This is a genomic window from Flavobacterium hibernum, from assembly GCF_000832125.1.
GTDB classification, from domain to species: domain Bacteria; phylum Bacteroidota; class Bacteroidia; order Flavobacteriales; family Flavobacteriaceae; genus Flavobacterium; species Flavobacterium hibernum.
This window is the reverse complement of sequence record NZ_JPRK01000004.1, coordinates 44,830-71,436: the sequence shown is the minus strand read 5'-3', so window position 1 is coordinate 71,436 and position 26,607 is coordinate 44,830. Positions and strand designations below refer to the sequence as shown.

Genomic DNA, 26,607 nt, shown 5'->3' with positions numbered 1-26,607 from the left:
AAATATTATTATTTTTTTCTTCTGCATTTATTTCAAACGTTTGAAATCTCGGTCAAACTCAATTTTCATTAAAAAATAAACAATATATCTCATAAATAATTATTATTTCATAATTATATGCATGCATAGTATTTTTTATGATAGTTATCATAATTTTATTTATAATTTAGCAATAAATTTATCGGATAATCACGGAATAATGAAAATAAAAATAATTGGCATAGGAAGTTACATTCCAAATAAAGAAGTAAGCAATACAGACTTTGGTGATCATGTTTTTTTAAATGAAGACGGAACTCCTTTTGGCTACCCTAACGAAGTTGTAATTAAAAAATTTAAAGGTATCACCGGGATTGAAAATCGCCGATATGCCGAAGACCAACATACTTCATCTGACTTAGCATTTTTTGCAGCTGAAAGAGCATTACAAAATGCTAATATTGATCGTGAAACTTTAGACTATATTATTTTTGCGCACAATTTTGGTGATGTAAAAGCTGGAACAAATCAATCTGACATTTTACCAAGTTTGGCGACTCGTGTTAAAAATAAATTAGATATCAAAAACCCAAAATGTGTAGCTTACGATATTCTTTTTGGATGTCCAGGCTGGATTGAGGGTGTTCTTCAAGCAAATGCTTTTATTAAATCCGGAATGGCAAAACGTGTTTTAGTAATTGGTGCCGAAACTTTATCAAGAGTTGTTGATGATCATGATCGCGATTCTATGATTTATTCTGACGGAGCCGGAGCATCTATTTTAGAAGCTTCTGAAGATGATGCTGGTTTATTATCTTACGAAAGTGCCACTTTTGCAAATGATGAAGCTAACTATTTATTCTTCGGAAAATCGTATAATCCAGATCTAGACCCAGATATTAAATACATCAAAATGTATGGTCGTAAAATTTACGAATTTGCATTGAGTCAAGTTCCGCTTGCAATGAAAAGCTGTTTAGACAAAAGTGGAATTGCCATCGAAGAAGTAAAGAAAATCCTGATTCATCAAGCCAATGAAAAAATGGACGAAGCTATTATTGCGCGTTTCTACAAACTTTACGATAAAACTCCACCAGAAAATATTATGCCAATGAGTATTCATGATTTAGGAAACTCAAGCGTAGCAACTGTACCAACTCTTTACGATTTATTGATTCAGGGAAAACTTGAAAATCACGAAATCAATAAAGGCGATGTTGTAATTTTCGCATCGGTTGGAGCGGGAATGAACGTTAATGCTTTTGTATACAGATACTAGATAACGTTTTTAGTCGCAGTATTCAGTCACAATTTACAGTCTGTTAAACTAATAACTAAGATTGAATACTTCGACTGGAAACTGAAAACTTTAAAAAAGTCCGCATTTTAAAATGCGGACTTTTTAGTATATTTGCGACCTAATTATAAAAATTAAGAACGAGAGATTGTTTCGTTCCTTGCAACGACTATGTACGAAAAAACGTTTCCAAATAAAAGATTCAAACTTACCTTAGAGTTTTTACAAAAACACGTTAAAACATCTGAAACTATTTTTGATTTTGGTGTACCAAATCCATTCTCTAAAATAATGGAAGAAAATGGATACACTGTAAAAAACACAAAAGGCGAAGATTTAGACAACGATCAAACCGCTTTACAAACAGAAGAATATACTATTTTTACGGCATTTGAAATTTTCGAACATTTGCTAAACCCATACACAATTCTACAAAACGTAAAGTGCGATAAATTACTAATTTCAATTCCATTGCGTTTGTGGTTCTCTCCGGCTTACCGTTCTAAAACAGATATGTGGGACAGGCATTATCACGAATTTGAAGATTGGCAGTTAGACTGGCTTTTAGAAAAAACAGGCTGGAAAATTACTGATCGCCAAAAATTTACTCATCCGGTAAAAAAGTTTGGTTTTAGACCACTTTTAAGATATTTCACTCCGAGATATTATATTGTTGCAGCGGAAAAAATAAAAGCCTAAAGGCAAAATTCCAATAAAAAAATTCCAAATTCCAATTTTAACCATATAGGTAAAATTGGAATTTGGAATTTTAGAAGATTGGGATTTATTCTCAAGAATTGGCATTTAAAATTGAAAATTTATGAAATACTACATCGTCATTCCCGCGCACAACGAACAAGATTTAATTGGTTTAACTTTAGAATCTCTGGTTTCGCAAACTGTTTTACCATCAAAAGTTGTTGTTGTAAATGATAATTCTACAGACAAAACTGAAGAAATTGTTCTGGGTTTTGCAAAAGAAAATCCATTTATTTCTGTTGTAAACAAAACTTCAGACGCGATTCATATGCCGGGAAGCAAAGTAATTCAGGCTTTTCAAAAAGGTTTTGAAACTTTAGATTCTAATTATGATATTATTGTAAAGATAGACGGCGACTTAATTTTTCCTCCGAACTATTTTGAAACCATAATCAAACATTTCGAATCGGATCCAAAAATTGGAATGGTGGGTGGATTTTGTTATATCGAAAAAAATGGAGACTGGGTTTTAGAAAATCTTACAGACAAAGATCATATCCGTGGTGCTTTAAAAGCATATCGCGCAGCAACTTTCCAACAAATTGGAGGTTTAAAACCTGCAATGGGTTGGGATACTGTAGATGAATTACTTTGTAAATATTATGATTGGAAAGTTGTTACCGATTCTTCATTACATGTAAAACACTTAAAACCAACTGGCGCAAATTACAACAAAACAGCTCGTTATAAACAAGGAGAAGCTTTTTATACTTTAGGATATGGTTTCTGGATTACAGCAATCGCATCTGCTAAGTTGGCAATGATGAAGAAAAAACCGCTTCTCTTTTTAGATTATATTAAAGGATTCTTGAAAGCTAAAAGCGCCAAAACTCCTTTATTAGTTACCCCTGAACAAGCTAAATTTATTAGAAATTATCGTTTTCAAAAAATGAAACAAAAGTTAATTTGATTGGTAAAACAACCGAAAAACCTGAACTCATAACCCAAAACTCATAACTTCTTTTTACCTTAGCCAATATTTGTACAACTATGATGCTAATTCGTTATTTATCTCAAATAGGAAGATATTTTTTAATGCTGAAAGAAATTTTTAACAAACAGACTAAATGGCCTGTTATGAAAAAATTAATTTTCAAGGAAATCGACGACCTTATAATTGATTCTCTTGGAATCGTTTGTTTCATCTCTTTTTTTATAGGTGGAGTTGTTGCTATTCAAACTGCCTTAAACCTTACTAATCCATTAATTCCAAAATATCTAATTGGTTTTGCAACACGTCAATCTGTAATTCTGGAGTTTGCTCCTACTTTTATTTCGGTAATTATGGCCGGAAAAATGGGTTCATATATTACTTCAAGTATCGGAACAATGCGTGTTACAGAGCAAATTGATGCGTTAGAAGTTATGGGTGTAAATTCATTAAACTATCTTGTTTTTCCAAAAATAGTAGCCCTGTTAATGTATCCTTTCGTAATTGGAATTAGTATGTTTTTGGGTATTTTTGGAGGATGGTTAGCTTGTGCATACGGAGGTTTTTCAACTAGTGAAGACTTTATTCAAGGTGCTCAAATGGAATTTATTCCTTTTCATATCACATATGCTTTTATTAAAACTTTAATTTTTGCAATGTTATTAGCAACTATTCCATCTTTTCACGGCTATTACATGAAAGGTGGTGCACTTGAAGTTGGTAAAGCAAGTACAGTATCATTTGTATGGACATCTGTTTGTATCATTCTTTTTAATTACATATTAACTCAATTATTATTAGGATAATGATAGAAGTAAAAAACATAGAAAAATCATTTGGCGACAGTAAAGTTTTGAAAGGTGTTTCGACAGTTTTTGAAACTGGAAAGACGAACTTGATTATTGGACAAAGTGGATCTGGAAAAACGGTTTTACTAAAGACTTTATTAGGAATTCATACGCCAGACTCTGGTACAATTGAATTTGACGGACGTGTTTACTCTGAATTAGATCCAGATGAAAAGAGAGCATTAAGAACTGAAATTGGAATGGTTTTTCAAGGGAGTGCTTTATTCGACTCTATGACTGTTGCAGAAAATGTAGCTTTTCCATTAAAAATGTTCACGAATGACAACAAAAATAAAATTCAAGAACGTGTTGATTTTGTTCTAGAAAGAGTAAACCTTGTTGATGCTCATAAAAAACTTCCTTCAGAAATTTCAGGGGGAATGCAAAAGCGTGTGGCAATTGCACGTGCGATTGTAAACAATCCGAAGTATCTGTTTTGTGATGAACCAAACTCTGGTTTAGATCCAAATACTTCTACTTTAATTGATAATTTGATTAAGGAAATTACGGAAGAATATAATATAACAACTGTAATAAATACGCACGATATGAACTCGGTAATGGAAATTGGTGAAAATATCGTATTCTTAAAAAAAGGTTTAAAAGCGTGGCAGGGAACTAAAGAAGAAATTTTTAGAACTGACAATAAGGATATTGTAAAATTTGTTTACTCTTCAAACTTGTTTAAAAAAGTTAGAGAAGCGTATTTGAAAGGTTAGAACCTATTTTAAATTCCAATATTTTTAAATTCCAATTCTGGAAGAACTCAATAAAAAATTCCAAATTCCAACTACATCAGTATTGGAATTTGGAATTTTTTATTTGGATTTTAAACTTAATTTGAATTTATTAATTCAACCTCGGCATTTGGATTAAAAAGATAAGTTCTTCCTGAACTAATTTCAATGCATTCAAAACGTTTGGTTCTAACAGCTAATTTCTTAAATATTTTTCCATTTTTTATTCTAAAGACACTTCCATACGGAATCTCAAAAACATAGTTTTTATCATTGTCAGTATCGTATTGTTTTAAGGCCAAAGACAAAGTTGTATCTGTATCGCTACTTGCGGATGGATTTTTAAAATGCCTCGCTAATAGCGGCAATAAACCACCCGGAAAAATCTCCGGACGTATAAACGGAATCATCGTACGTTGAAATGTATGTTTCCATTCATTTCCGTGAGGCTTTATATTTCTTCCGAATTTCTCGAATGCTACTAAATGTGAAATTTCGTGAATTAGCGTAATCAGAAAACGATATTTATTTAAACTTGCGTTTACCGTAATTTCATGTTTTCCACTTGGTCCTCTCCTATAATCTCCATGTCGCGTTTGGCGCTCATTTACAATTTTAAGATGAACCTGATTGGAAACAATCAATTCAAAAACAGGCCTTACTGCATGTTCCGGTATATATTTAGCTAAAGTCTCGCTCAATTTTCTATTACGTTAAAAGTTATATGTTAGAAGTAAAAAGGTTTATATCAGATTCAAAATTCATAATTCATAATTCATAATTAACTAAGGATTCGTCGAAGAAACCTCCAATACCTTTCCGTTAAAATATTTATTTCCATTCAATGTAAAATCATAAATATAAGTTGCCATTCCTTCGGCAGAAATTGGTGCCTGATATCCAGGAAAAGCTTCGTTTAACATTTCGGTTTGAACAGAACCTAAGGCCAAAACATTAAAAGAGATTCCTTGTTCTTTATATTCTTCTGCCAATAATTCGCTTAAAGTAATTACGGCACCTTTACTCGAACTATAAGCGGCTAAACCTGCAAATTTAAGACTTCCGCGAACGCCACCAATAGAACTAATAGTAACAACGTGACTTCCTTTTTGTAAATAGGGCAAACAAATTCTGGTAAGATTTGCTACTGCAAAAACATTCACTTTATAAATACTTTCAAAATCAGCCTGAGTAGTTTCGGCGAAAGGCTTCAACAACAAAGCTCCTGCGTTATGCACCACAGCATCAACTTTTTTCCATGTTGAAGACAAGAAATGATCCACTTCTTGCAAAGCATCTTCGTTTGCCAAATCAACTGAAAGACAAGTAATGTTTTGATGTTCTAAAAGTGCTTGAGGTATTTTTCGTGAAATAGCCAAAACTTGATGACCTGCATTTGCAAACTGCAACGCCAATTCGTAACCAATTCCTCTACTGGTTCCGGTAACAATAATATTTTTCATAAGGCAAAAATAAGCAAATAGAGTAAAAATAAAGGTTATTTGTTCATTGTTATTTCTTCTGTTTGCGTTGTAGCTATTCGGGTAACTGCTGGTAAAAACTCTTGCACAAAAGAGGTTATATGCGGAATATCCATCACTTTAAATTCATCTGAAACATGGTGATAAAAATTAAAATTTTCAAAATCAAAAGTACTTATCGATTGACATGGTTTTCCAAATACTTCAAAGAAAGAATAATTATCAGATCTGTAAAACAATTTATATTCGGCTTCTTTAGGCAAAAATCCAATTGTCTTTTTCCCTGTATATTCATTAATTTTTTCGGCCATATTCGATTTATCAAAACCTGTAATGTAAGCTAAATAATCACGTTTCATTGGCACTCCAATCATTTCGATATTTAACTGAGCATATAAATTAAAGTTTTGTTTTTTTAATTTCTGAACTAAACTTTTTGATCCTAATAGTCCTTTTTCTTCTCCGGCAAAAAACACAAAAAGTATACTGCGTTTATTCGATTTTGTTTCTGCAAAATATTTCGCCATTTCTGCAACCGCAGTTACTCCAGATGCATCGTCATTTGCTCCATTATTTATTACATCTGCCTGTTGCTTTTTCTCTAAACCAATATGATCATAATGTGCACTTAAAATCACAAACTCTTTTTTTAGTTCCGGATCTGTTCCTTCTAAAACGCCAACAATATTATAAGCAGGAATTTTAAAGTTGGTAAGTGTATCGCGATAAGTTTTAAAATAAGGCTTTACATTGTTTTTCTTAAAAAAGTCTTCTAGGAAAACAGCAGCTTTCTCAATTCCTCTCGTTCCAGTTTCACGTCCTTCTAATTCATCAGAAGAAAGATATTTTAAAAAATCTGACACTTCTGTCTCATTTACTTTATAGGTAATTTCCAAAGGTTTCGAACTTGATTTTGAGGACTTTTGGTTTACCGCAGTTGGACTTGATTTACACGCTAAAAAAATAAACGGAAGAAGAAAGTAGAGTTTTTTCATAACAATGATATAGAGTTAAGGCAATTTAAAAAGCTAAGTAATTGGTTTAAAACCGTAAACTTCTGAAAAGTAAAAAAAATAATCGTAAAAAAACCCTTTCGAAGCTTAAAAAGCTGAAAGGGTTCTTATATCTATTTTCGAATGAATTTATCCCGCGATCACTGATCTTGAAATTACAATTTTTTGAATTTCTGAGGTTCCCTCATAAATCTGAGTAATTTTTGCATCACGCATAAAACGTTCAACATGGTATTCTTTTACATAACCATTTCCACCATGAATCTGTACAGCTTCTACAGCAGTATCCATTGCAACTTGCGAAGCAAATAATTTTGCCATTGCTCCACTTACATCATAGTTTTTATGTTGGTCTTTATCCCAAGCTGCTTTCATACATAAATGACGCGCCGCTTCGATATTTACAGCCATATCTGCCAGTTTAAAAGCGATTGCCTGATGATTACAAATTTCTGTTCCAAAAGCTTTACGTTCTTTAGAATATTTTAAAGCCAATTCGTAAGCTCCAGAAGCAATTCCTAATGCTTGAGATGCAATACCAATACGACCTCCGGCAAGCGTTTTCATGGCAAACTTGAAACCAAATCCATCTTCACCTATTCTATTTTCTTTTGGAACTTTTACATCACTAAACATTAGTGAGTGCGTATCTGAACCACGAATTCCCATTTTTTGCTCTTTTGGGCCAATAGAAAAACCTGGCATATCTTTAGTCATGATCAAAGCATTAATTCCTTTATGCTTTAATTCTGGATGTGTTTGAGCAATTACTAGATAAACTGAAGCTGTATTTCCGTTTGTAATCCAGTTTTTAGTTCCATTTACTAAATAATGATCTCCCATATCAATAGCAGTAGTTTTTTGCGAAGTTGCATCACTACCTGCTTCGGGCTCACTTAAACAAAAAGCTCCGTGAATTTCTCCTGAAGCTAAACCCGGTAAATATTTTTGTTTTTGTTCTTCAGTTCCAAATTCTTGTAAACCCCAACAAACTAAAGAGTTGTTTACAGACATTACTACAGAAGCAGATGCATCTACTTTTGAAATTTCTTCCATTGCAATTACATACGAAATTGCATCTAATCCACTTCCTCCGTATTTTGGATCAACCATCATTCCCATGAATCCTAATTGCCCCATTTTTTTAACTTGCTCTGTCGGAAAAATTTGTTTTTCGTCACGCTCAATAACACCTGGCAACAATTCATTTTGAGCAAAATCTCTTGCTGCTTGTTGAATCATCAAATGTTCTTCGGTAAGATTGAAATCCATAGTCTTTTATTGTTTTGTTATTCCTAAACCAATTTAGAAAAAATTAATTTAGTTAGTGGTTATTTTTGTTTTTTGAATCGCTTTTGTTTTAGGCAAAAAGGCTTTCAAAGATAATTTTTATATGTCAAATTAACAATGCATGCATATAAAATTAATAGATCAACAACAATTACGATAACGTTTTCGTAATAATATCGAAATTTACCACGATAGCCATCAACTTTGCAACGTTTTCTTTAAAATTTAAGAATAAAACTGCCAATAAAAACAGCTTACTTCTAAAGATTCAGCCAATTTATCCTTCCAAAAAGATTAAACAAACCATAAAACACGTAAAAGTACGTAAAACATATCTTACTAATTTGATTACTAATCGTATACGATAAAAAAAATCAAAAATAACTAGAAAAAAACCTGCCCTACAACGTTATTAAATTGATAATTTAGCATTATTTTTGCTCAAAAAATATAATATCGACAGCATATGAAAAAGATTTTACTTTTACTTACTTTCCTTTTAAGCTTGCAATTTTCGACAATTTCGGCTCAAACTCAATTAGAAGTTAATGGTGTTACGGTTCCAAGAAAAATTGAATTTCAAGGTAAATCTTTGCAACTTAACGGCGCTGGAGGAAGATCTAAAATGTGGTTAGAAGTTTATGTTCAGGCATTATATTTATCTCAGCTCAGTCAGGATCCGCAATTCATTATTGATAGTGATACTGAAATGGCAATTAGAATAGAAATTACATCGTCTATGGTTTCTTCTAACAAATTGACTAAGGCTATGAATACCGGTTTCGAAAAATCTGCCGGAAGTAATCTTGCACAATTAAGACCAAGAATTGAAGAATTTAAAACTTTTTTAAGTGATGCTATTACAGAAAAAGATGTTTTCATCTTAGCTTACAACCCGCTTGACCAAACCATCAACGTTTACAAAAACGAAACTTTGAAAGGAAAAATTAACGGATTTGACTTCAAAAAAGCTTTATTTGGAATCTGGCTTTCAGATAAACCAGTTGACGAAACATTGAAAAAACATTTATTAGGGATATAACTTCCTTAAATCGACACAGAATCTAAAGCCGAAAACGCCTTGTTTTCGGCTTTCTTTTTTTTGTTTATTAAAATTGGCATCAAATACATTATTCGCATTATTCTATTTTATACTTTTACGCAAACTAAACATATCTCAACAAAATGAAAGATTTATTACAGCAATTTGAAAATAAAGCACCTGAAATTGTTTTTAACTGGAAAGATTCTGAAACAGAAGCTGAAGGATGGACCGTTATTAATTCACTTCGTGGAGGAGCCGCAGGTGGAGGAACACGAATGAGAAAAGGCTTAGATATGAACGAAGTTTTATCATTGGCCAAAACAATGGAAGTAAAATTTTCGGTTTCTGGCCCTGCAATTGGAGGCGCAAAATCTGGAATTAATTTTGACCCTAACGACCCTCGTAAAAAAGGAGTTTTACAACGCTGGTACAAAGCTGTTTCGCCCTTATTAAAAAGTTACTACGGAACTGGAGGAGATTTAAATGTTGACGAGATTCACGAAGTTATTCCAATGACAGAAGAATGTGGCGTTTGGCACCCGCAAGAAGGTGTTTTTAACGGGCATTTTAAACCAACTGAAGCGGACAAAATCAATAGAATTGGTCAATTACGTCAGGGGGTTATCAAAGTAATCGAAAATCCAAAATTCTCTCCTGATGTAACTAGAAAGTACACTGTTGCAGATATGATTACGGGTTATGGCGTTGCCGAAGCTGTTCGTCATTTCTACTCAACATACGGTGGCGAGATTAAAGGTAAAAAAGCAATTGTTCAAGGATTTGGAAACGTAGGTTCTGCAGCTGCTTTTTACTTAGCCGAAATGGGAGCTAAAGTAATTGGAATTATTGATCGTGATGGAGGTTTAATTAAAGAGGATGGTTTTTCTTTTGAAGAAATCAGAACGTTGTTTTTAAATAAAGACGGAAACAAATTAGTAGCCGATAATATGATTCCGTTTGAAGAAATCAATTCTAAAATCTGGACCATTGGTGCTGAAATTTTCACACCTTGTGCGGCTTCAAGATTGGTGCAGCAAACTCAAATTGATAGCTTAATTGCAAACGGATTAGAAGTTATTTCATGTGGAGCAAATGTTCCTTTTGCTGATAAAGAAATTTTCTTTGGATCTATCATGGAAGAAGTTGACCATAAAGTAAGTTTGATTCCAGATTTTATTTCGAACTGCGGAATGGCTAGAGTTTTTGCTTACTTCATGGAGAAAAAAGTTCAAATGACAGATGAGGCTATTTTTAATGATACTTCTGAAACTATAAAAAATGCAATCGTTAAAGCTCATGCTTTAAACTCATCAAAAACAAATATCAGCGCAACAGCTTTTGAAATTGCATTGAAACAATTAGTATAATTTTCTTTATACTTCAATATTTAAAAGAGCCAAATTTATAGTTTGGCTCTTTTTTTATTTTAAATTTAATCGCAAAACCCTTAAAGTTTTCTCTCATTTTATGTCATTTCGACGAAGAAGAAATCTTCGCAAGTAACTCTGCAACGAAAACCCAATCTTTGTCGAGCTTCTTTCGAAGATTTCTTCTTCGTCGAAATGACAAACAGTATGGTTTAAATCGTTGCTAAAAAAATGTTTGCGAACTCTGCGTAAACCTTAGCGAACTTTGCGGTTAAATTAAGCCCAGCACTTTCATTCTAAACAATTTTTACTACTTTTAAACGTTTTTATTAAATACTATTACAAAACTCAGAATCAAAATGACTTTTACGGATTCTTCAGATAAAAAGAAATCTCTATTAATATCTACAGCGATATATGCAATCTTGCTGTTGCTTTTATTTTTCATACGTTTTTGGCCTCCATATAATCCAGAAAACAATGCTGCACTTGCATCTGGCGGTGGTGGCGGTGGTGTAACAGTAAATTTTGGAGACAGCGATTTAGGCTCCGGAGCAAATTATAAAAGTGAAGTTTTAGAGGTAAAAAACAACGTAAAACAGGCTCCCGCAAAAGCAACTCCGGAAGAAGAGGCTGTTATTACTCAGGAAAATTCGGTTTCTGATAAAGCAGATGTTATTATTCCGACTAAAGAAAAACCTAAGAAGCCAGTTCCTGTTGAAAAACCGATACAAAAACCAATTCCTGAGAAACCTAAAGTTTCAAATTCTACAAACGATGCTTTATCCAGCATTTTAAAAGGATCGAACAAAGGTGGCGATGGAGATGATAAAGTTGCAGGAAATAAAGGAAAATCAAACGGAAGTTTGGGCTCTAACGGTTATTACGGCACCGGAGGTTCTGGTGGTGGAACAGGCGGAGGAAACGGCACCGGAAATGGAATTGGTACAGGAAGCGGTTACGGAGCCGGAAGTGGTGGCGGTTCTGGCGGCGGATCAGGGTATTCTTTAGGAACCAGAAAAGCGTTATCTAAACCTGCACCAAAATATACTTGTAACGAAGAAGGAAAAGTTGTGGTTGAAATTACAGTTGACCAAAACGGAAAAACAATTAGTGCAACTCCAGGAATTAAAGGGACAACAAATACTGCAAGATGCTTATTAGATCAGGCCAAGATTGCTGCAATGAATACAAAATGGGACGCTGACAGTGACGCGCCTGCAAAACAAACCGGAAAAATTATTTATAATTTTAGTTTGAATTAAAGCATGAATTTACTTCGTCTATTTGCTTAGCTCCGGTCACGGATTTACACAAATAAAAAAGGCTTTCTGAAAAATCAGAAAGCCTTTTTTATTTTTTATCACCTAGCTTGTCATTTCGAACGAAGGGAGAAATCACACTAGAAACTCCGTAAAGAAAAATTAATCTTTGTCGATCACCGAGTGTGATTTCTCCCTTCGTTCGAAATGACAAGATTATGTTATTCTCCCTATATTAGTGAGATTGCTTCGTTCCTCACAAGAATATACTCAATGACTACTTTCTTTATTCTATACTCTTTCTTCTTTCTTCTATAACTCTCTTTTCTCCGCGTGAGGGATAGAAGGAAGCTACCGCAGTAGCCCGGATAGCCCGACCGGAATAAAAAAATGGGCGAATCAACGCTATGCTGATTGGCCCATTTTTTTATTGTGGTCACGCCCTAATGATAATTACTTCGGGCTTGTAGCGATTACAAACTTTAAGTTGTTCTTCACTCCTATTTGCAGTACATCAACTAAATCCTGTACTTGTAAATTAAACGGAATACGAACGACAACTGTTTGTTCTTTATCTGCTCCAATTTTTGACATTAAACTTGTTTCCAGATTTTCAAAATCTACAGGTTCTTTGTCGATGTAGAATTTTTTATCTTCGGTAACAGATAAGCTAATTAGCTGTTTATTTGTTTTTTCATTTGCCTTGGCTTTTGGCAAAGTCATTTTGATAACATTAGGATTTGCAAGCGTTGAAATAATAAGGAAAAACAACAGCAAGAAAAACATAATATCACTCAATGATGAAGTCGCCACTTCGGCATGAAATCTTCTTTTTCTTTTAATTGACATACCTTATGATCTTTGAATTATATTGACAAATTCTAATATTTGCTTTTGAATTTTTAAAGCAAAATCATCTATTTTCCCGTTCAATAAGTGGTAAGCACTATAGGCTATAATACCAACAATTAATCCTGAACCTGAACTGATCATTTTTTCGTATAAACCTCCAGAAATGTTTCCGATACTGATATTCTCTGTTACCGAAATACTATAGAAAATTTTAATAACTCCAGAAATTGTTCCAATAAAACCTAAAGTTGGTGCAATACCTGCAATAAGTCCTAAATGTCCTAAACGTCTTTCCATTTCACCAATTTCAATATCGGCAGCACGATCCATGTTTGATTCAATTTCAGCAATTGGTCTTCCAATTACTAAAACTCCTTCTTTCAAAATATTTCCAGCAGCAGTATCGCTTCTTTCAACAATTGTTCTGGCCAAATCAATATTCCCCGCATTTAATTTATCGCCCACATCTTGCATTAATCTTGCATCGATTTTAGACGCTTTACTAATATATAAATAACGTTCTATGATAACATAAAAAGTATAAAATAATAAGATAGCGATTGGAATAAGAAAGAAACCTCCTTTTAAGATAAATCCTAACACAGAGATCTCTGTATTTGGTGCAATTTTTTCGATAACTACGTTAGATGCGGCGTTTGCAATGGTATCTGTTTGTAATTGAATGAAAGTAAACATATATTAATTCTGGTTTTTAATAATTAATTCTAAAAATTATTTGAAATTTGCAATAAAGATAATTTTCGCTCCAATATAAAACTAAAAAAAACGAAAATTATTTCAATCGACAACCATTTTATCCAAAATAAATGAACTATCAAGAAACTACAAATTGGATGTTTAATCAACTTCCGATGTATCAACTTCAAGGCGCTTCGGCTTATAAAGAGGATTTAACCAATATTAAACTATTGGCGTCACATCTTGATCATCCGGAAAAGGAGTTAAAATGCATTCATGTTGCGGGTACAAACGGAAAAGGTTCTACTTCGCATATGCTGGCTTCGGTCTTGCAAGATGCAGGATATAAAGTTGGATTATACACTTCGCCACATTTAAAAGATTTTAGAGAGAGAATAAAAATTAATGGTACCGAAATTTCAGAAGACTTTGTTTGTGATTTTATAACAAAACATAAAGATTTTTTTGAAGCCAATGATATGAGTTTCTTCGAAATGTCTGTAGGTTTGGCTTTTGATTATTTTACTTCAGAAAAAGTAGACATCGCTATTATTGAAGTTGGTCTTGGCGGAAGATTAGACGCTACAAATATTATTACACCTTTAGTTTCGGTTATTACCAATATTGATTTAGATCATACTCAGTTTCTAGGAAATACTCCGGCAGCTATTGCGGGAGAAAAAGCGGGAATTATAAAACCAAATGTTCCTGTTGTTATTGGAGAATATACTACGGAAACTCAACCTGTTTTTTTTGCTAAATCCGAAGTGAATAAAGCTCCTATTTACTTTGCCTCTGATTTAATTTCCAATGTTTTTGCATCTGATTTGATTGGAGATTATCAATTTCATAATAAAAAAACGGTTCAGCAAACTATTAAGGTTTTGAATGCCGAAACCGAATTTAAGGTTTCGGACGAAAATCTGAAAAACGGTTTATTGAACACCGTAAAAAATACTGGATTACAAGGAAGATGGCAACAGCTTGGCGAAAATCCTAAAATTATATGCGACACTGCTCATAACAAACATGGATTGGCTGTTGTAATGAACCAAATTAAGAACGAAAGTTTTGAAAATCTACATATTGTTCTAGGAGTTGTTAATGATAAGGATTTGGATTCTATTTTGCCTCTATTCCCTACAAAGGCACAATATTATTTTTGCAGCCCGAATTCTTCGAGAGGTTTAGACGCTGAAATTTTAAAAGAAGCTGCTAAAAAATTCAACGTAATTGGAGAAAAATACGATTCTGTCGAAATTGCATTTGAAGCAGCGAAGAATAATGCATCAAAGAATGACTTTATTTATGTTGGCGGAAGTACTTTTGTCGTTGCAGAATTGCCATTGAAATAAACAAAAATCAATATTTAGGAAAAAGTTTAAAAAAATCATTTTAATAACAAATTCATAAACAGCAAGATATAATCAATTAAAAAAAAAGTTTTATTTTTTATTTGATTTTCTTTGCAGAACTCGAAAACTAGCGTATATTTGCACTCGCAATCACGAAACGATAGCAACCTAGTAAAATAGGGCGATTAGCTCAGCTGGTTCAGAGCACCTCGTTTACACCGAGGGGGTCGGGGGTTCGAACCCCTCATCGCCCACTTAAGAACTCCTTACGAAATTAAGGAGTTTTTTTATGCATTAGCGAGTAACGCGGTTTTAAACCTTGGTTACTAAATTAGGGGAGATACTCAAGCGGCCAACGAGGGCAGACTGTAAATCTGCTGTGTGAACTTCGCAGGTTCGAATCCTGCTCTCCCCACAAAAAAACTCCTTAAGAAATTAGGGAGTTTTTTTTATGCCTTATTTTCACAACAAAGAAAAGAACACAAAGCTTTATGTTGACTTAGATTTGTGTTCTTTGTGCTTTTAGAAGCTTTCTTAGATAAAAATCTTTACGCGCTTTGCGGTAAAAAAAAGTTTCGCTACAACATTTAATATTGAACCTAACAGACTGTTAAGTCCCAAAAGAACGGTAAGAATTTTTAACTATATTTGACCCATATTTGGTTTATTTGGCAACATTATTGCTAAAAAAGTCAATTCATGAAACCCAAATCTTAAAAATGAAAAATAAACTATTAACTCTTTTGTTTGTATTTACTGTAGTAAATATGTTTGGGCAAGCTCCTGCCACAAAAACTACTTATTCTAATAAAGATTTATCGGCAAGTACTATAGTAAATAATAAGGCCACGAAACCAGTTAAAAAAGTTCCATTAGACGAATCTTCAATTCTAATTTTTGATTCTGATGGCTCTCTTTTTTCATATGATTTTGAATCCGAAACTATTGTTTGGACTGTAAAAGCCGCAGACTCTTATACAGAGATGTGCGCAAATAAAGTATTGTTAGCAGATGGTGTTGTTTATGTACCTTTTATTAACGGTGAAATTTTCGCAATCGACAACCAAACAGGTACTATTTTTTGGAAATCAAGATTGGGTAATGTTACAGATCAGATTGTTTTAAAAGATCAAACGCCACTAGTACAAAATGGAAAACTTTATATAACTGCTCAAAATCAAAATCAAACCAGCAACTTATATGCTCTGGACATAAAAGATGGTAGTTTAGTCTGGACGTACAAGCTAGACACAGCAAATAACGATATTCCTGCGCTTTATTTTGACAATAAAATCTTTACACAAAGTGGAACAAATATCTACAGTTTTGATGCTAATACTGGAAAAGTTTTAAGTCAGAGAAGTTTTGAGCAACCTATGACAGGAAAACCTGTAACTGATGGCGAAAATATATTTGTAGCGAACGAAAAGAATGTTCTTTTTGCTTTAAGCCCAAATAAACTGGATATTTTATGGGAATTTAAATTTGATGAAACCCAATATAATATCAAGGAACGAATATTTTGTAAAGATAATAAAGTATATTTTGCGGCTCAAGGAACAAATGTTTCTTCTTTATATGCTGTAGACTCAAAAACAGGAACTCAGTTATGGAAAACAGATTTTAAAGATGATAATATCGAATACATTGTGAGGGAAAACGAAAACATTTGGGGTTATAGTAAAAAAGGAAAACTTTTTGAGTTGGATATAACTAATGGCGAAATTGCATTTGAAACAAAATTAACAACAATACCTGTTTCAAATATTGAATTTCCAAATGACGATAACTTGCTTTATTATTACTGCGATGCTGGTTTAATTCAGTACGATTTAAAAGAAAAAGATGAGAATGTATATTATATGAAAACCGTTCTTATGGATAATATTTATAGTGCATACTTAAAATTAATTCGATAATATATATCTTAATATTAGAGGTAGAAATAAAAAACTCCAAAGTCATTCGATTTTGGAGTTTTTTGTTTCCTGAATAATACGTACTAATCTAAAGGGAATATTTATTACGTTGTTCAATTTAATTTGTAACTTTAAAAAGCATAAAGCACTAAATAAAAGGTGTTTAATTTTTAAATATTATTTAAACAAAACTACTTATGAAAATAAAAACCAAAGTTCTGATAAGTTTAGCTTTAGTAAATATCTTAATTTTTAATGAAGATGCAATAGCCTGCACAAGGGTTGTGTATAAAGGATTAAATGGAACATTTATTACGGCTCGTTCTATGGATTGGAAGACTGATATTCCTGCTAATCTTTGGATTTTTCCGCGTGGAATAGAGAGAAATGGTGAAGCTGGAGATAATTCTCTAAAATGGAAATCCAAATACGGAAGTGTAATAACTAGTTCATGGGACATCGCTTCTTCTGACGGAATGAATGAAAAGGGTTTGGTAAGCAATCTTTTATGGCTCGCTGAGTCAAATTTTCCCCAATTTACAAAAAATGGAAAGGATAAAGGTTTGGCAGTTTCACTTTGGGCGCAATATACGCTTGATAATTTTGCAACAGTTGCAGAAGCTGTAGATGCATTTGAAAAAAATACTTTCGCAGTAGTTTCATCTCACATTCCCGGAACTGATATTTTTGCTACAGTTCATTTGTCCATTTCAGATTCAACGGGAGACAATGCAATCTTAGAATATATTAATGGTAAATTGGTCATACATCACGACAAAAAATATGTTGTAATGACAAACTCGCCAATTTTTGAAGAGCAATTAGCCATAAACAGCTACTGGAAAGGAATTCCTGGAACTATTATGCTTCCAGGTACAAACAGAGCCGCTGATAGATTCGTGAGAGCGTCCTATTATATTGATGCAATTCCAAAGACAGATAATACAAGAGTTGCAACTGCCAGTGTATTTGGAGTGATTAGAAATTGTTCTGTTCCGCTAGGAATTTCTTCACCAACTGAACCTAATATTTCTTCGACAAGATGGAGAACAGTATCAGATCAAAAAAATCTAATTTATTATTTTGATAATGTACTAAATCCTAATGTAATATGGGTCGAGTTTAGTAAAATTGACTTTAGCGAAAAAGCAAAACCAAAAAAGTTGAGCTTAGAAAATAACGAAAATTACTCCGGAGAATCTTTAATTAAATTTAAAGTAGCACAACCATTTAAGTTTGCAGGTCTTGACTAAAAATAACTATTGTAGTATTCGATGGTATCAATAAATCAAAAAACTCCTTAAGAAATTAAGGAGTTTTTTTGTCATGTTTGTTGCCTTTACGCACATTTGCATGTAACTATATTAAGTTGTTATTATAAAGATTCTTTTATGACTTTTCAGTTTTTGGAAGTTCTTTCCAAGAATAACTTTTATGAACAATCTTCCAATTCCCTTCGTATTTAAGCAGCAAAAAATAATCTGTAAAACGTCGGTAATTTGGCACGATAATGTCAGCTTTGGCAATTGCCGCGTCGTTTTCGATATCAATAGAGGTAATATTTCCTATTCGACTCGTTTTTTGCCCAACTTTTATGTTAGTAATATATTGTTCGCCAGAGCGTATCCATAAAGTATCGTTTGTAACTGTGTACAAATTAAAGTTAGGATGAAAAGCTTTTCTAAGCCTTTCCGGCTCTCCATTTGCCGTACCTTCAATGTAGTTAAGCAAAACTTCCTTAATTTGTTCTAAATCACTTTTTACAACGGGATTAGGTCTTTTAAAGTTAGTTTTTAAAATCGCTATCACTTCATTTGCAACTTTGGTCGCAGAACTTGGATCTTGTCCTGTCACAAATCTTCCATCAACAATATAAAACGCATCGCCACCTTTTTTAGAATATACAAAATTACCTTGATTGCTTTTAATTGCATTATCTATTGCAAACGGAAATGTTTTATAATAATCGGCATCATGATTTTCAAATTCGTCCGGATAGCCCGTAATTTTCTTTCCTGCATAAAGAGATTTTTGATTTTCATCTTTTAAAAAAGCAATTCCGGCAGTTCCATGACAAATGGTCGAAATTACACCGTTTTTGGCGTAGATATCTCTGGCAATTTTTTGAATCGCAGTATCTTCGGCCACACCATACATTGCAGCGCCGCCACCGCTATAAAAAATTGCCGAATAGTTGCTGGCGATAATTTCAGATGGTTTCATTGTGTGTTCTAATTTGTCCATAAACCAACCGTTGTACAAATATTCCTTTTGTAAAATATCCGATGCATTAATATAACCAATAGGAATTGCTCCACCATTTGGACTTATAAAATCAACGGTATATCCAGCTTTTATAAAGACATCATAAGGAACAATAATTTCGGCAAAATGATTAGCTGCTGAAATGTTAGTGTTTCCATAAAATTCCTGATTTGAAGTAACAAACAAGATTTTATTTTGTGCAGCAACACGCGCCAGATTTAAGCACACACAAAGAAATAACAAGACTAATGTTTTATTCATTTTTAGGAATGTTTCGAGATTAAAATTTTAAAAAAAAAACTTATCCTTTTGTTTGAACAGTTGGAGTTTCGACGGTTTTATGCGGTGTTCTGGTTGAAATTTTATCTACAATAACCCAATCCTGATTTATTTTCATGAGATTAAAATAATCTGTAAATAAAAGTTTTGAAGTACTAATTTCGACTTTTGCAGTGGCTACAGTATTGGTAATATCAATGGAAACAATGCGCCCAGACCAATTAGGTGATTTAGGATGCTTTTTATAACCAACAACGTACTTTGATTTGGTGACAATATTAAACTTGTTTTCTGCAAAATATTTTAGTTGCCATGAATCATGAAATGACGATGCAACCATAGCCGAATCGCCTGTCGCTTGTCCTTCGATATACATGTTAAGCGTTTTTTGAACCAAAGGCCACTCATTTACAGCGTCACTCGTTTGAGCATTTACATTAAAAGACAAAAAACTAAAGCTAATCAATAAAAATACTTTTCTCATTTTTAAAATTTTAAATGGTTAATAATGAGAGCAAATATCTTGTATGAAAAGAGTTTAAAGGTTTTAATTTATAAAGTAGAACTCTTAATTTATAGTATTGAACCTATTTTGAGTAAGATTTTTGATATTCAGCAGGAGTAAGGCCCGTTAATTTTTTAAAAGCGGTAAAAAAAGTAGATTTTGAGCTAAAACCACTATCATAACCTAAACTTTCAAGAGTGAAGTTTTTTTCGGTTTCCAATAACTTTTTTGCTTTTTCGATTCGATATTCTTTAATCAGATTTGAAAAAGACTTACCCAAAGTTTCATTTACATATTGAGATAGTAAATGCTTTGTTGTTTTTAGCTCTTTTGCAGCTTCTTCAAGATTAAAATCAGGATTTAGATATAATTCTTTTTCAATTATTATAGATAGTTTTTGACTTATTTGTTGTTGCATTTCTGCATCCATTTCTTTGTTTTTATACTTTTCCTTTTCTTGAAAAAAAGTTGTTTCATTGCCGTTCTTAAAAATTAAAAGCAAGACAATTAAGTATAAAATAAATGTAAAGGATAAAGCTCCAACAATATAAGAAGTATAAGCTGCGAAAGCATAAGCCAACCAAATAAATAAAACTCCAAGATAGATGCTAAGAAACCATAAATCTATTTTTTTTAAGTGTTCTTTAGCTTTAATTTTTTGAATAATTGGATAAATATACCTTAAGGACAAAAGAATATAAATAAACCATTGTAGATAGATTCCTCTTACAATCCAGCAACGCCAAAAAATCTGATGTTCAACATAAGGATAAAAAACGCCCAGAACTGTGATTATTGCCAAATAAGGTATTACATGTTTAACCCAATTTCGGTTTTTGTTTTCGGTTTCCGGCTTTAGGTATAAATACAGAAAAGGACCGATTAAAACACAGGCAGAAAGTCCAATTTGAATAAAAATATTGGAGAGATTAGGATTAAAATAAAAAAAAACAGATTTAACAATTCTAATACTTAAAACCAGTAACAATAAGGATAAGTAATAATTAGTAAAAATTTTCTTTTTAGCGTTTACTGCAAAATATATCGAGAGTACAAAACCATTAAAAGCTCCTAAAGCACTAAGAAAGAAAAGTAATTGGTTTGACATTATTCTATATATTTTATCATCAACGAATATAACAAATAACTTTATTACAATTAGTTCGATATAAGTAATAAGAAATTATTTTATTGAAATCTCTATCTAATTCAAGACAAATTAATTGATTTTCCAATAATCGAAAAGAATCAAAAAACTAAAAACCTTCAAAATCATATAATTTTGAAGGTTTTATGTCTGTTCATTTTCTTTTAAAACTGATTGTTCTTTTTACTTTTTCCTAAAAGAAATTATGGTTTGCAATAAAACAGAAAGTATCACGAAACACAATCCAATGTAAAACGACATATTTAACTCTTTACTTTCATTAAAAAACAAAAAGGCTAAAATAATCGCATAAACCGGTTCAAGGTTAAAACTTAAATTTACAGTAAAAGCCGAAATATGTTTTAAAGATTCTGCAAATAGTACGTATAGACCAACTGTACAAAATGATGCCAATACTATCAGATAATAAACATCTTTTAAACTTGGTAAAATTGTTGGAACGGGGAAAAAATAAAGATAAAACGGAAGCAAAATTCCAAGTCCCACAGTTCCGCCAATCATTTGGTAATAATTAATAATTCTGCTGTCAAAATTCCGCACCAGTTTCTCATTATATATAGTATAAAGTGCCGCAAATGCTGACGAAATAACCCCTAGAATTATTCCCAATTGATATGATGCATCAAAATGAAAAATTAATGAAATACCAAATAAGGTTATTAAACTTAAACCAAGTTCAGACAAACTAAATTTACTTCGATTGATCAAAGGGGCAAAAATTGCTGTAAAAAAACTAGTTAAACAATAACAAACTACACCAATAGATATGTTGGAGTATTTAATACTGGCGTAAAAAAATACCCAATGTATAGTAATAAACATTCCGATTTTTGCAATATCTAACTTTTTTTGAAGCTTGATATTTGCAGATATCTTAAATAACTTTAAGATAAAAAATAAAACAATAGAGGAGAAGAATACTCTATACCAAACTAAAAGTCCTTCATTTAGAGATATAAGCTTACCAAAAACACCGGTAAAGCCAGCTAGAAGTACTGCAAAATGCAATACCAAATATGATTTTTTCATAAAAATTGTCCGTACCTAAGTACTAGATTAAATATTAATAATAAATTGAGTAACAGTCATAAAAAAATTTGTCGAAAATAAGTTCGACAGCAAAATAGGACTGATAACGTAGTTAATTATTAAAATCTAGGCGGTGGAAGACAACTCTTTCTGTTCATATCAAAATTTTTTGTGCAAATTAAACAAATGATTTTGTTTTGGCAATGGGATAAATTATTTTTTTTTTTAGTTTATCATTACGAACTCCCGCATTATAGAACACCTATTCACTATACAAGTTATTGTGTTTTTAATATTGGAATTTTCACAAAACTATCATTGTACCATTTTACTTTTAATGGTTCTTTTGCATCCTTTATTGTTTCTGTTGTTACTGTTTTACCTGTTCCGTAGTTTAATTCAGAAAATGGATTTTTATTTACATTCAGATATACTAATAATCGACTTCCTTTTCTTAATTGTTTGCTTACTAAATGTGTATTAGAAAACGGAATAACTTCAATTTCATTTGGCTTAAGTAAATTCCGATGTGTAATATCATTTGCATAACTCGCTCGGCCTATAAAATAAGAAAGATGAAAATACTCTCCATTTGGCATTACTTCATATAATGTAACACCAAAATCCATATCCATTTTATTAATACTTGCTTTGATTTCTCCTAAAAACGAACCATTTATTACTATTGGCTCTTTTAAAGGCTCACTTATAAAATTAAATCCATTAGCTGTATCAATCTCTTTACGAATAATTGGCTCAGGATAATAATCATTATTAGTTATTTCCCTGTTTGCAAAATCAACTTCTTGCGTTAGAAAACTTTTTTTAACGGGTTTCAGTGAATTCAAAGAGTAGAATTTACCTGACTTCTTAGTAGTTAAATACATTGTTAAAAAACCATTACTCATTTTATCAATTGATGGTGCGCTTCTCCATTCATTTGCGCCCATAACTTGATAGTTAATTCTATCTTTTAAAATTTCGGGTTTAGTTCCGTTTTTTAAAATATAATCAAACCATTGATATGTAATTTTAGATATATCAAATAACGCAACAGGATCTACTTTGTATTCATACAAAATCGATTCTCCGCCACTTTGAGTCCCAAAATGCCCATAAGGACCAATAACGAGGTAGGCAGGTGTTTCAGGACTATACTTTTGAAGCTCTCTTAAATAATACAAACCTGAACTTTGTCCATCATTATAATAACCATCAAATGCTAAAACGGGTATTTTTATTTGTGCAAAATCTTTTTTATATGGTGTCATTTTTTGCCAGTAATCATCAAAAGAAGGGTGGCTTATCCATTTTTGAAACCATCTATTAGGCACGCCATCAATACTGTCTAATTTATTATAGGCAACTCCTGTTTCCCACCATCTATTTTGCATTTTCCTAAACCGTTGTCTGTCATTTCCTGCGACAGTATCTAAGTATTTATTATTTCCAACATAAAATGCCCATTCGTAGTTTGGATTTACAAAAATATTGTTCTCCACAGGCAAACCTTGCCCTGGCCTTGCAGCTACATACGGTACAATTGTTTTAAGTGCGGGATGAAGTGTTTTACAAGCCGCCCATTGGGTAAATCCATTGTAACTGCCGCCAAACATTCCAACACTTCCGTTACACCATTTTTGTTTACTAATCCAGTCAATTACATCATAAGTATCTTTTGCATCATTCTCATATGGAAATATTTCGTTTGAACTAAATCTTTTTCCCCTCGCATATGCAATAACACCAACATAACCATTATCGACAGATTTTTTTAATGAATTAATATCTCTTCCTGTATCTCTAACATAAATTGTAGATTGAAGTATTACAGGTTTAGGATTTGTATCTCCTTTTTTACTTACCATCATTAGTGATAATATTGCTCCATCTCTTGTCCTGACAAATATGCTATCCTGAATGTTGTATATACTTTTTAAATCTTCTGATCTTGTTTTTTTTGTTTGTTGAGCCGAGGAATTAAAAACTAGCAGAAATAAAATGGTAAAACTTAAAAATACTTTCATTTATTGATTTTTACTTTGATTTAGATTTTCCTACTAGATGTTAGTACTTTCTGTAAAATCAATTGAAAGTTTTTAGTATTCGCTTTTAGATAAATTCGAATCATCAGCTGGTTTTTAAGTAGCTAATATAAAACTAATTTAGCTCGAATAATAAATAATTTATGTTTTAAACATTCTTAAAATCCACAAAATAATAGTTTGTAAGAAACATTATTTCAAATTACGCTCTCGTAACAAATCTTCTAATTCTTTACTTTTATATTTAGAATTATTAATCAATTTATAAATGAAGTACAAAGGGATTAGTGTCAAGAATCCTAAACTATTTTTTGCAATACTGTAAACGATAACACCTGCCAGAAATCCAATTAATAAAGCATTCATGATAGAAGCTGATTTTCTTTTCTTTGCCTCTTGTAACAATTCCTCATTTGTCAAATCTGATAGTTCTTTTTGGTTCATATTTATTTGGTATTAATCTAGTTAATATTTTAACAGCTCAATTTACGATTTAAAATTATATACCAATAGAATTATTTTTTAATGTAAAGTACTCCCGTTTTTATCGTTTTCTTTTCGAGTTTTCCTTCTGTAGCAAGCTGTTCTAGTATAGATTTGGCTTGAGTAGTTGTTTTATCAAGAATTACGGCATATTCTTTAACAGCAAGACTCGGATAAATATCGAACAAAAACATTGGGTTAGTATTATTTGTAATGTTATTTTTTTTAGCCTCCGGATAAAGTTCCAAAAGCGTATTTTCGTAAAATTGATATGGTTTTGATCCGTAAACATTCAAAAGTTTCTCAGATCCATCTGAAAACAACATCGTTGGAAAACCACGAATTCCCAGTGTTTTTGCGTATGAAAGATCGTCTTTAAATAATTGCTGAGCATTACCTTCATAATCCAGTTTTAGCCTTTCGACATCAAGTTTACTTTCTTTTGCCACTTCAGCAATAATCTCCCATTTGGCAATGTTTTTTTTATCTAAGTATAGTTTCTCTCTCAGAATTCTCATAAATACGATTGCTTTCTCTTTATCCTGCATTTGAGCTGCTTTCATGGCAATGCAAGATGGATAAGAAGAATTAAGAGGATCTTCGAGCCAAACATCGCCATCAATTGGCATTTCGTAATAAAGACTCGCCTCTTCCCAGTGATGAGCCACGTCAGACGGCTTGCTAATTCCTCCGCTATTATAGCTCCAGTCGGGAAGAAGTCCGCCCATTCGGTAGTCAATTTCAAAATAATCCCCATATTCTAATTTAAGTTTTCTTAACTGAGGCTCAATTCCCCAGCAAGACGAACATATGGGATCTGTATAATAAATGATTTTTACAGGCTTTTTGTCTAATTTAATTTTGTTTCTGCCAGACTCAGTTGCTACAATAGGCATTTCACAAAATCCTGTTTCAGGATCGCACATCAAAGGGTTTGTTTTATCTTGGCTCATTATATTTTTTGTTTGAGATTGAGAGTCAAAACTGCCAATTATTATCATCAGTATTAGTACTGCCTTCATTATTATTTACATTTTTACACTGCAACCCTTAATAACCTTTTTTTGTTAATCGATTTTTAATTGTGTCGTTTTAAAACCGTTTCTTTTAATACTATTTTGATTCATTTTTACTTTTTGTTTCTCCGCTCGTACATTAGTTATTTGAGCTTTCATTCTAGTATCATGAACGTTAAGAATATCAATTAAACTTATAAATGAAACGGTCGCGGCTAAAAGAAATATTTTAAAATGCAAACTCATAATTTATAAATTTTGTTTTGGATTAATTTTATATTTGTGATGCAAAGTTGATGCGTATTTTGAAGCAAGTCAATTAGTCAAAAAAAAATGACTATGGAAAAAAATAAAGAAACAGTAGGAGAGTGCCCGGCAGAAGGGCTTTTAAAACAATTATCAGGTAAATGGAAACCGCAGATATTTCGCCTTGCTTTAGAAGGACCGGTACGTTTTAATGGTCTTATAAGAAAAATTGAAGGCAGTAATAAACAATCTATTGCAACAGCTTTGCGCGAACTGGAAGAAAATGGTCTTCTGGAAAAATCAGTAATTAAACTAAAACCACTTCATATCGAATATTCTTTGTCTGAAAAAGGAAAATCTTTAGTTGTAGTATTTCAACAATTAGAATGTTTTGCATGATAAAACAATAATAAAACTCTATTGAAAATAAAGCTATATATACTAATCGTAAACATCTTATTTTTAATCTATTTAGTAATTTTAGCTAATCTAATGATTTGATATATTGCATGATTTTCAAATGATAAAGAACGAGCAATTTCAGGAATTGCTTGCATATGAGCTTCACATAAATAACCAAACTCAAGTTCTGTAGTAACATTGGCGTGTTTTAAAATTATCTCCTTTATATCACTTGTGGTTTTGGCCACTTCAACATATAATAAATAGAGATCTTCTGAATAATCTAGTGGAGATGTTACTTTCTGTAACAAGGAATCGTACTCAACATGTTTCAT

27 protein-coding genes and 2 tRNA genes are annotated in these 26,607 nt (G+C 32.1%); 14 read left to right on the top strand and 15 right to left on the bottom strand.

The window, feature by feature from the left end:
• Nucleotides 1–199 precede the first annotated feature (199 nt).
• The 5 genes from IW18_RS03585 to IW18_RS03565 all read left to right on the top strand — a co-directional run bounded on the left by IW18_RS03585 (nt 200) and on the right by IW18_RS03565 (nt 4,533).
• Entirely contained in the window at nt 200–1,258 is a 1,059-nt protein-coding gene (locus tag IW18_RS03585) for a 3-oxoacyl-ACP synthase III family protein (RefSeq protein WP_041516351.1), read from the top strand.
• 189 nt (nt 1,259–1,447) lie between these two features.
• Nucleotides 1,448–1,975, top strand: coding sequence for a methyltransferase (locus tag IW18_RS03580; RefSeq protein WP_041516221.1), 528 nt, complete (start codon nt 1,448–1,450; stop codon nt 1,973–1,975).
• A 121-nt stretch (nt 1,976–2,096) separates the two neighbouring features.
• Complete coding sequence (locus tag IW18_RS03575) at nt 2,097–2,945, top strand: glycosyltransferase (protein WP_041516220.1); 849 nt, start codon at nt 2,097–2,099, stop codon at nt 2,943–2,945.
• Between the two features lie 80 nt (nt 2,946–3,025).
• Nucleotides 3,026–3,772: an MlaE family ABC transporter permease gene (locus IW18_RS03570; RefSeq protein WP_041516219.1), complete on the top strand. Its 747-nt coding sequence runs from the start codon at nt 3,026–3,028 to the stop codon at nt 3,770–3,772.
• Nucleotides 3,772–4,533, top strand: a complete 762-nt coding sequence (locus IW18_RS03565; protein WP_041516218.1) for an ABC transporter ATP-binding protein — start codon at nt 3,772–3,774, stop codon at nt 4,531–4,533. Before IW18_RS03570 ends, IW18_RS03565 begins: the two co-directional genes overlap by 1 nt.
• A gap of 116 nt (nt 4,534–4,649) precedes the next feature.
• Here the strand turns inward: IW18_RS03565 and IW18_RS03560 are convergent, their stop codons facing one another.
• From IW18_RS03560 to IW18_RS03545, 4 genes are all read right to left on the bottom strand, one after another.
• Nucleotides 4,650–5,252 (bottom strand): SprT-like domain-containing protein, encoded by a 603-nt coding sequence (locus tag IW18_RS03560; RefSeq protein ID WP_041516217.1) that lies wholly within the window; start codon nt 5,250–5,252, stop codon nt 4,650–4,652.
• 84 nt (nt 5,253–5,336) lie between these two features.
• Entirely contained in the window at nt 5,337–6,014 is a 678-nt protein-coding gene (locus IW18_RS03555) for an SDR family NAD(P)-dependent oxidoreductase (RefSeq protein ID WP_041516216.1), read from the bottom strand.
• 35 nt (nt 6,015–6,049) lie between these two features.
• Nucleotides 6,050–7,027 (bottom strand): M20/M25/M40 family metallo-hydrolase, encoded by a 978-nt coding sequence (locus tag IW18_RS03550; RefSeq protein ID WP_041516215.1) that lies wholly within the window; start codon nt 7,025–7,027, stop codon nt 6,050–6,052.
• 147 nt (nt 7,028–7,174) lie between these two features.
• Nucleotides 7,175–8,317: an acyl-CoA dehydrogenase gene (locus IW18_RS03545; protein WP_041516214.1), complete on the bottom strand. Its 1,143-nt coding sequence runs from the start codon at nt 8,315–8,317 to the stop codon at nt 7,175–7,177.
• A 484-nt stretch (nt 8,318–8,801) separates the two neighbouring features.
• Here IW18_RS03545 and IW18_RS03540 point away from each other — a divergent pair, with 484 nt between their 5' ends.
• The 3 genes from IW18_RS03540 (at nt 8,802) to IW18_RS03530 (ending at nt 12,012) form a co-directional block, all read left to right on the top strand.
• Nucleotides 8,802–9,377, top strand: a complete 576-nt coding sequence (locus IW18_RS03540; protein ID WP_041516213.1) for a chalcone isomerase family protein — start codon at nt 8,802–8,804, stop codon at nt 9,375–9,377.
• A gap of 143 nt (nt 9,378–9,520) precedes the next feature.
• On the top strand, nt 9,521–10,747 hold the full coding sequence (locus IW18_RS03535; protein ID WP_041516212.1) for a Glu/Leu/Phe/Val dehydrogenase dimerization domain-containing protein: 1,227 nt from the start codon (nt 9,521–9,523) through the stop codon (nt 10,745–10,747).
• A gap of 359 nt (nt 10,748–11,106) precedes the next feature.
• On the top strand, nt 11,107–12,012 hold the full coding sequence (locus tag IW18_RS03530) for an energy transducer TonB (protein ID WP_041516211.1): 906 nt from the start codon (nt 11,107–11,109) through the stop codon (nt 12,010–12,012).
• Between the two features lie 450 nt (nt 12,013–12,462).
• Here the strand turns inward: IW18_RS03530 and IW18_RS03525 are convergent, their stop codons facing one another.
• Together IW18_RS03525 and IW18_RS03520 are read right to left on the bottom strand one after the other, a co-directional pair.
• The gene (locus tag IW18_RS03525; RefSeq protein ID WP_041516210.1) at nt 12,463–12,858 is read right to left on the bottom strand and encodes an ExbD/TolR family protein; all 396 of its coding nucleotides are present in this window, start codon (nt 12,856–12,858) and stop codon (nt 12,463–12,465) included.
• A gap of 3 nt (nt 12,859–12,861) precedes the next feature.
• Entirely contained in the window at nt 12,862–13,557 is a 696-nt protein-coding gene (locus IW18_RS03520) for a MotA/TolQ/ExbB proton channel family protein (protein WP_041516209.1), read from the bottom strand.
• Between the two features lie 131 nt (nt 13,558–13,688).
• Between IW18_RS03520 and IW18_RS03515 the strand changes: the two genes are divergently transcribed.
• From IW18_RS03515 to IW18_RS03495, 5 genes are all read left to right on the top strand, one after another.
• Nucleotides 13,689–14,915, top strand: a complete 1,227-nt coding sequence (locus IW18_RS03515; RefSeq protein WP_041516208.1) for a bifunctional folylpolyglutamate synthase/dihydrofolate synthase — start codon at nt 13,689–13,691, stop codon at nt 14,913–14,915.
• A 179-nt stretch (nt 14,916–15,094) separates the two neighbouring features.
• Nucleotides 15,095–15,169: transfer RNA gene (locus IW18_RS03510), tRNA-Val, on the top strand.
• 80 nt (nt 15,170–15,249) lie between these two features.
• Nucleotides 15,250–15,330 (top strand) — tRNA-Tyr (locus tag IW18_RS03505).
• 304 nt (nt 15,331–15,634) lie between these two features.
• Nucleotides 15,635–16,834 carry an outer membrane protein assembly factor BamB family protein gene (locus tag IW18_RS03500; RefSeq protein ID WP_041516350.1) on the top strand — a complete coding sequence of 400 codons (1,200 nt, stop codon included), beginning with the start codon at nt 15,635–15,637 and terminating at the stop codon, nt 16,832–16,834.
• 197 nt (nt 16,835–17,031) lie between these two features.
• On the top strand, nt 17,032–18,087 hold the full coding sequence (locus tag IW18_RS03495) for a linear amide C-N hydrolase (RefSeq protein ID WP_041516207.1): 1,056 nt from the start codon (nt 17,032–17,034) through the stop codon (nt 18,085–18,087).
• Between the two features lie 136 nt (nt 18,088–18,223).
• Here IW18_RS03495 and IW18_RS22900 read toward each other — a convergent pair whose 3' ends face one another.
• From IW18_RS22900 to IW18_RS03450, 8 genes are all read right to left on the bottom strand, one after another.
• Nucleotides 18,224–19,360 carry a nuclear transport factor 2 family protein gene (locus IW18_RS22900; protein WP_084607913.1) on the bottom strand — a complete coding sequence of 379 codons (1,137 nt, stop codon included), beginning with the start codon at nt 19,358–19,360 and terminating at the stop codon, nt 18,224–18,226.
• 40 nt (nt 19,361–19,400) lie between these two features.
• Nucleotides 19,401–19,862: a nuclear transport factor 2 family protein gene (locus IW18_RS03480; RefSeq protein WP_041516206.1), complete on the bottom strand. Its 462-nt coding sequence runs from the start codon at nt 19,860–19,862 to the stop codon at nt 19,401–19,403.
• Between the two features lie 103 nt (nt 19,863–19,965).
• Nucleotides 19,966–20,991, bottom strand: coding sequence for a helix-turn-helix domain-containing protein (locus IW18_RS03475; RefSeq protein ID WP_041516205.1), 1,026 nt, complete (start codon nt 20,989–20,991; stop codon nt 19,966–19,968).
• Nucleotides 20,992–21,213: 222 nt separating this feature from the next.
• Complete coding sequence (locus IW18_RS03470) at nt 21,214–22,080, bottom strand: DMT family transporter (RefSeq protein WP_041516204.1); 867 nt, start codon at nt 22,078–22,080, stop codon at nt 21,214–21,216.
• Between the two features lie 278 nt (nt 22,081–22,358).
• Entirely contained in the window at nt 22,359–24,107 is a 1,749-nt protein-coding gene (locus IW18_RS03465) for a CocE/NonD family hydrolase (protein ID WP_041516203.1), read from the bottom strand.
• Nucleotides 24,108–24,317: 210 nt separating this feature from the next.
• Nucleotides 24,318–24,569 (bottom strand): hypothetical protein, encoded by a 252-nt coding sequence (locus IW18_RS03460; RefSeq protein WP_041516202.1) that lies wholly within the window; start codon nt 24,567–24,569, stop codon nt 24,318–24,320.
• 71 nt (nt 24,570–24,640) lie between these two features.
• Complete coding sequence (locus IW18_RS03455) at nt 24,641–25,561, bottom strand: DsbA family protein (protein WP_041516201.1); 921 nt, start codon at nt 25,559–25,561, stop codon at nt 24,641–24,643.
• Nucleotides 25,562–25,675: 114 nt separating this feature from the next.
• The gene (locus IW18_RS03450; RefSeq protein ID WP_041516200.1) at nt 25,676–25,870 is read right to left on the bottom strand and encodes a hypothetical protein; all 195 of its coding nucleotides are present in this window, start codon (nt 25,868–25,870) and stop codon (nt 25,676–25,678) included.
• 87 nt (nt 25,871–25,957) lie between these two features.
• Here IW18_RS03450 and IW18_RS03445 point away from each other — a divergent pair, with 87 nt between their 5' ends.
• On the top strand, nt 25,958–26,269 hold the full coding sequence (locus IW18_RS03445) for a winged helix-turn-helix transcriptional regulator (RefSeq protein ID WP_041516199.1): 312 nt from the start codon (nt 25,958–25,960) through the stop codon (nt 26,267–26,269).
• 68 nt (nt 26,270–26,337) lie between these two features.
• Here IW18_RS03445 and IW18_RS03440 read toward each other — a convergent pair whose 3' ends face one another.
• The gene (locus IW18_RS03440) at nt 26,338–26,607 is read right to left on the bottom strand and encodes a hypothetical protein (protein ID WP_052480073.1); all 270 of its coding nucleotides are present in this window, start codon (nt 26,605–26,607) and stop codon (nt 26,338–26,340) included.

Bases quoted from the DNA above. Each gene is read 5' to 3' on its own strand.
- IW18_RS22900 (WP_084607913.1), bottom strand. From the start codon at position 19,360: ATGAATAAAACATTAGTCTTGTTATTTCTTTGTGTGTGCTTAAATCTG.
- IW18_RS03515 (WP_041516208.1), top strand. From the start codon at position 13,689: ATGAACTATCAAGAAACTACAAATTGGATGTTTAATCAACTTCCGATG.
- IW18_RS03475 (WP_041516205.1), bottom strand. From the start codon at position 20,991: ATGTCAAACCAATTACTTTTCTTTCTTAGTGCTTTAGGAGCTTTTAAT.
- IW18_RS03550 (WP_041516215.1), bottom strand. From the start codon at position 7,027: ATGAAAAAACTCTACTTTCTTCTTCCGTTTATTTTTTTAGCGTGTAAA.
- IW18_RS03575 (WP_041516220.1), top strand. From the start codon at position 2,097: ATGAAATACTACATCGTCATTCCCGCGCACAACGAACAAGATTTAATT.
- IW18_RS03525 (WP_041516210.1), bottom strand. From the start codon at position 12,858: ATGTCAATTAAAAGAAAAAGAAGATTTCATGCCGAAGTGGCGACTTCA.
- IW18_RS03530 (WP_041516211.1), top strand. From the start codon at position 11,107: ATGACTTTTACGGATTCTTCAGATAAAAAGAAATCTCTATTAATATCT.
- IW18_RS03565 (WP_041516218.1), top strand. From the start codon at position 3,772: ATGATAGAAGTAAAAAACATAGAAAAATCATTTGGCGACAGTAAAGTT.
- IW18_RS03585 (WP_041516351.1), top strand. From the start codon at position 200: ATGAAAATAAAAATAATTGGCATAGGAAGTTACATTCCAAATAAAGAA.
- IW18_RS03520 (WP_041516209.1), bottom strand. From the start codon at position 13,557: ATGTTTACTTTCATTCAATTACAAACAGATACCATTGCAAACGCCGCA.
- IW18_RS03535 (WP_041516212.1), top strand. From the start codon at position 9,521: ATGAAAGATTTATTACAGCAATTTGAAAATAAAGCACCTGAAATTGTT.
- IW18_RS03480 (WP_041516206.1), bottom strand. From the start codon at position 19,862: ATGAGAAAAGTATTTTTATTGATTAGCTTTAGTTTTTTGTCTTTTAAT.
- IW18_RS03570 (WP_041516219.1), top strand. From the start codon at position 3,026: ATGATGCTAATTCGTTATTTATCTCAAATAGGAAGATATTTTTTAATG.
- IW18_RS03580 (WP_041516221.1), top strand. From the start codon at position 1,448: ATGTACGAAAAAACGTTTCCAAATAAAAGATTCAAACTTACCTTAGAG.
- IW18_RS03495 (WP_041516207.1), top strand. From the start codon at position 17,032: ATGAAAATAAAAACCAAAGTTCTGATAAGTTTAGCTTTAGTAAATATC.
- IW18_RS03450 (WP_041516200.1), bottom strand. From the start codon at position 25,870: ATGAGTTTGCATTTTAAAATATTTCTTTTAGCCGCGACCGTTTCATTT.
- IW18_RS03555 (WP_041516216.1), bottom strand. From the start codon at position 6,014: ATGAAAAATATTATTGTTACCGGAACCAGTAGAGGAATTGGTTACGAA.
- IW18_RS03540 (WP_041516213.1), top strand. From the start codon at position 8,802: ATGAAAAAGATTTTACTTTTACTTACTTTCCTTTTAAGCTTGCAATTT.
- IW18_RS03465 (WP_041516203.1), bottom strand. From the start codon at position 24,107: ATGAAAGTATTTTTAAGTTTTACCATTTTATTTCTGCTAGTTTTTAAT.
- IW18_RS03445 (WP_041516199.1), top strand. From the start codon at position 25,958: ATGACTATGGAAAAAAATAAAGAAACAGTAGGAGAGTGCCCGGCAGAA.
- IW18_RS03545 (WP_041516214.1), bottom strand. From the start codon at position 8,317: ATGGATTTCAATCTTACCGAAGAACATTTGATGATTCAACAAGCAGCA.
- IW18_RS03470 (WP_041516204.1), bottom strand. From the start codon at position 22,080: ATGAAAAAATCATATTTGGTATTGCATTTTGCAGTACTTCTAGCTGGC.
- IW18_RS03455 (WP_041516201.1), bottom strand. From the start codon at position 25,561: ATGAGCCAAGATAAAACAAACCCTTTGATGTGCGATCCTGAAACAGGA.
- IW18_RS03460 (WP_041516202.1), bottom strand. From the start codon at position 24,569: ATGAACCAAAAAGAACTATCAGATTTGACAAATGAGGAATTGTTACAA.
- IW18_RS03500 (WP_041516350.1), top strand. From the start codon at position 15,635: ATGAAAAATAAACTATTAACTCTTTTGTTTGTATTTACTGTAGTAAAT.
- IW18_RS03440 (WP_052480073.1), bottom strand. From the start codon at position 26,607: ATGAAACATGTTGAGTACGATTCCTTGTTACAGAAAGTAACATCTCCA.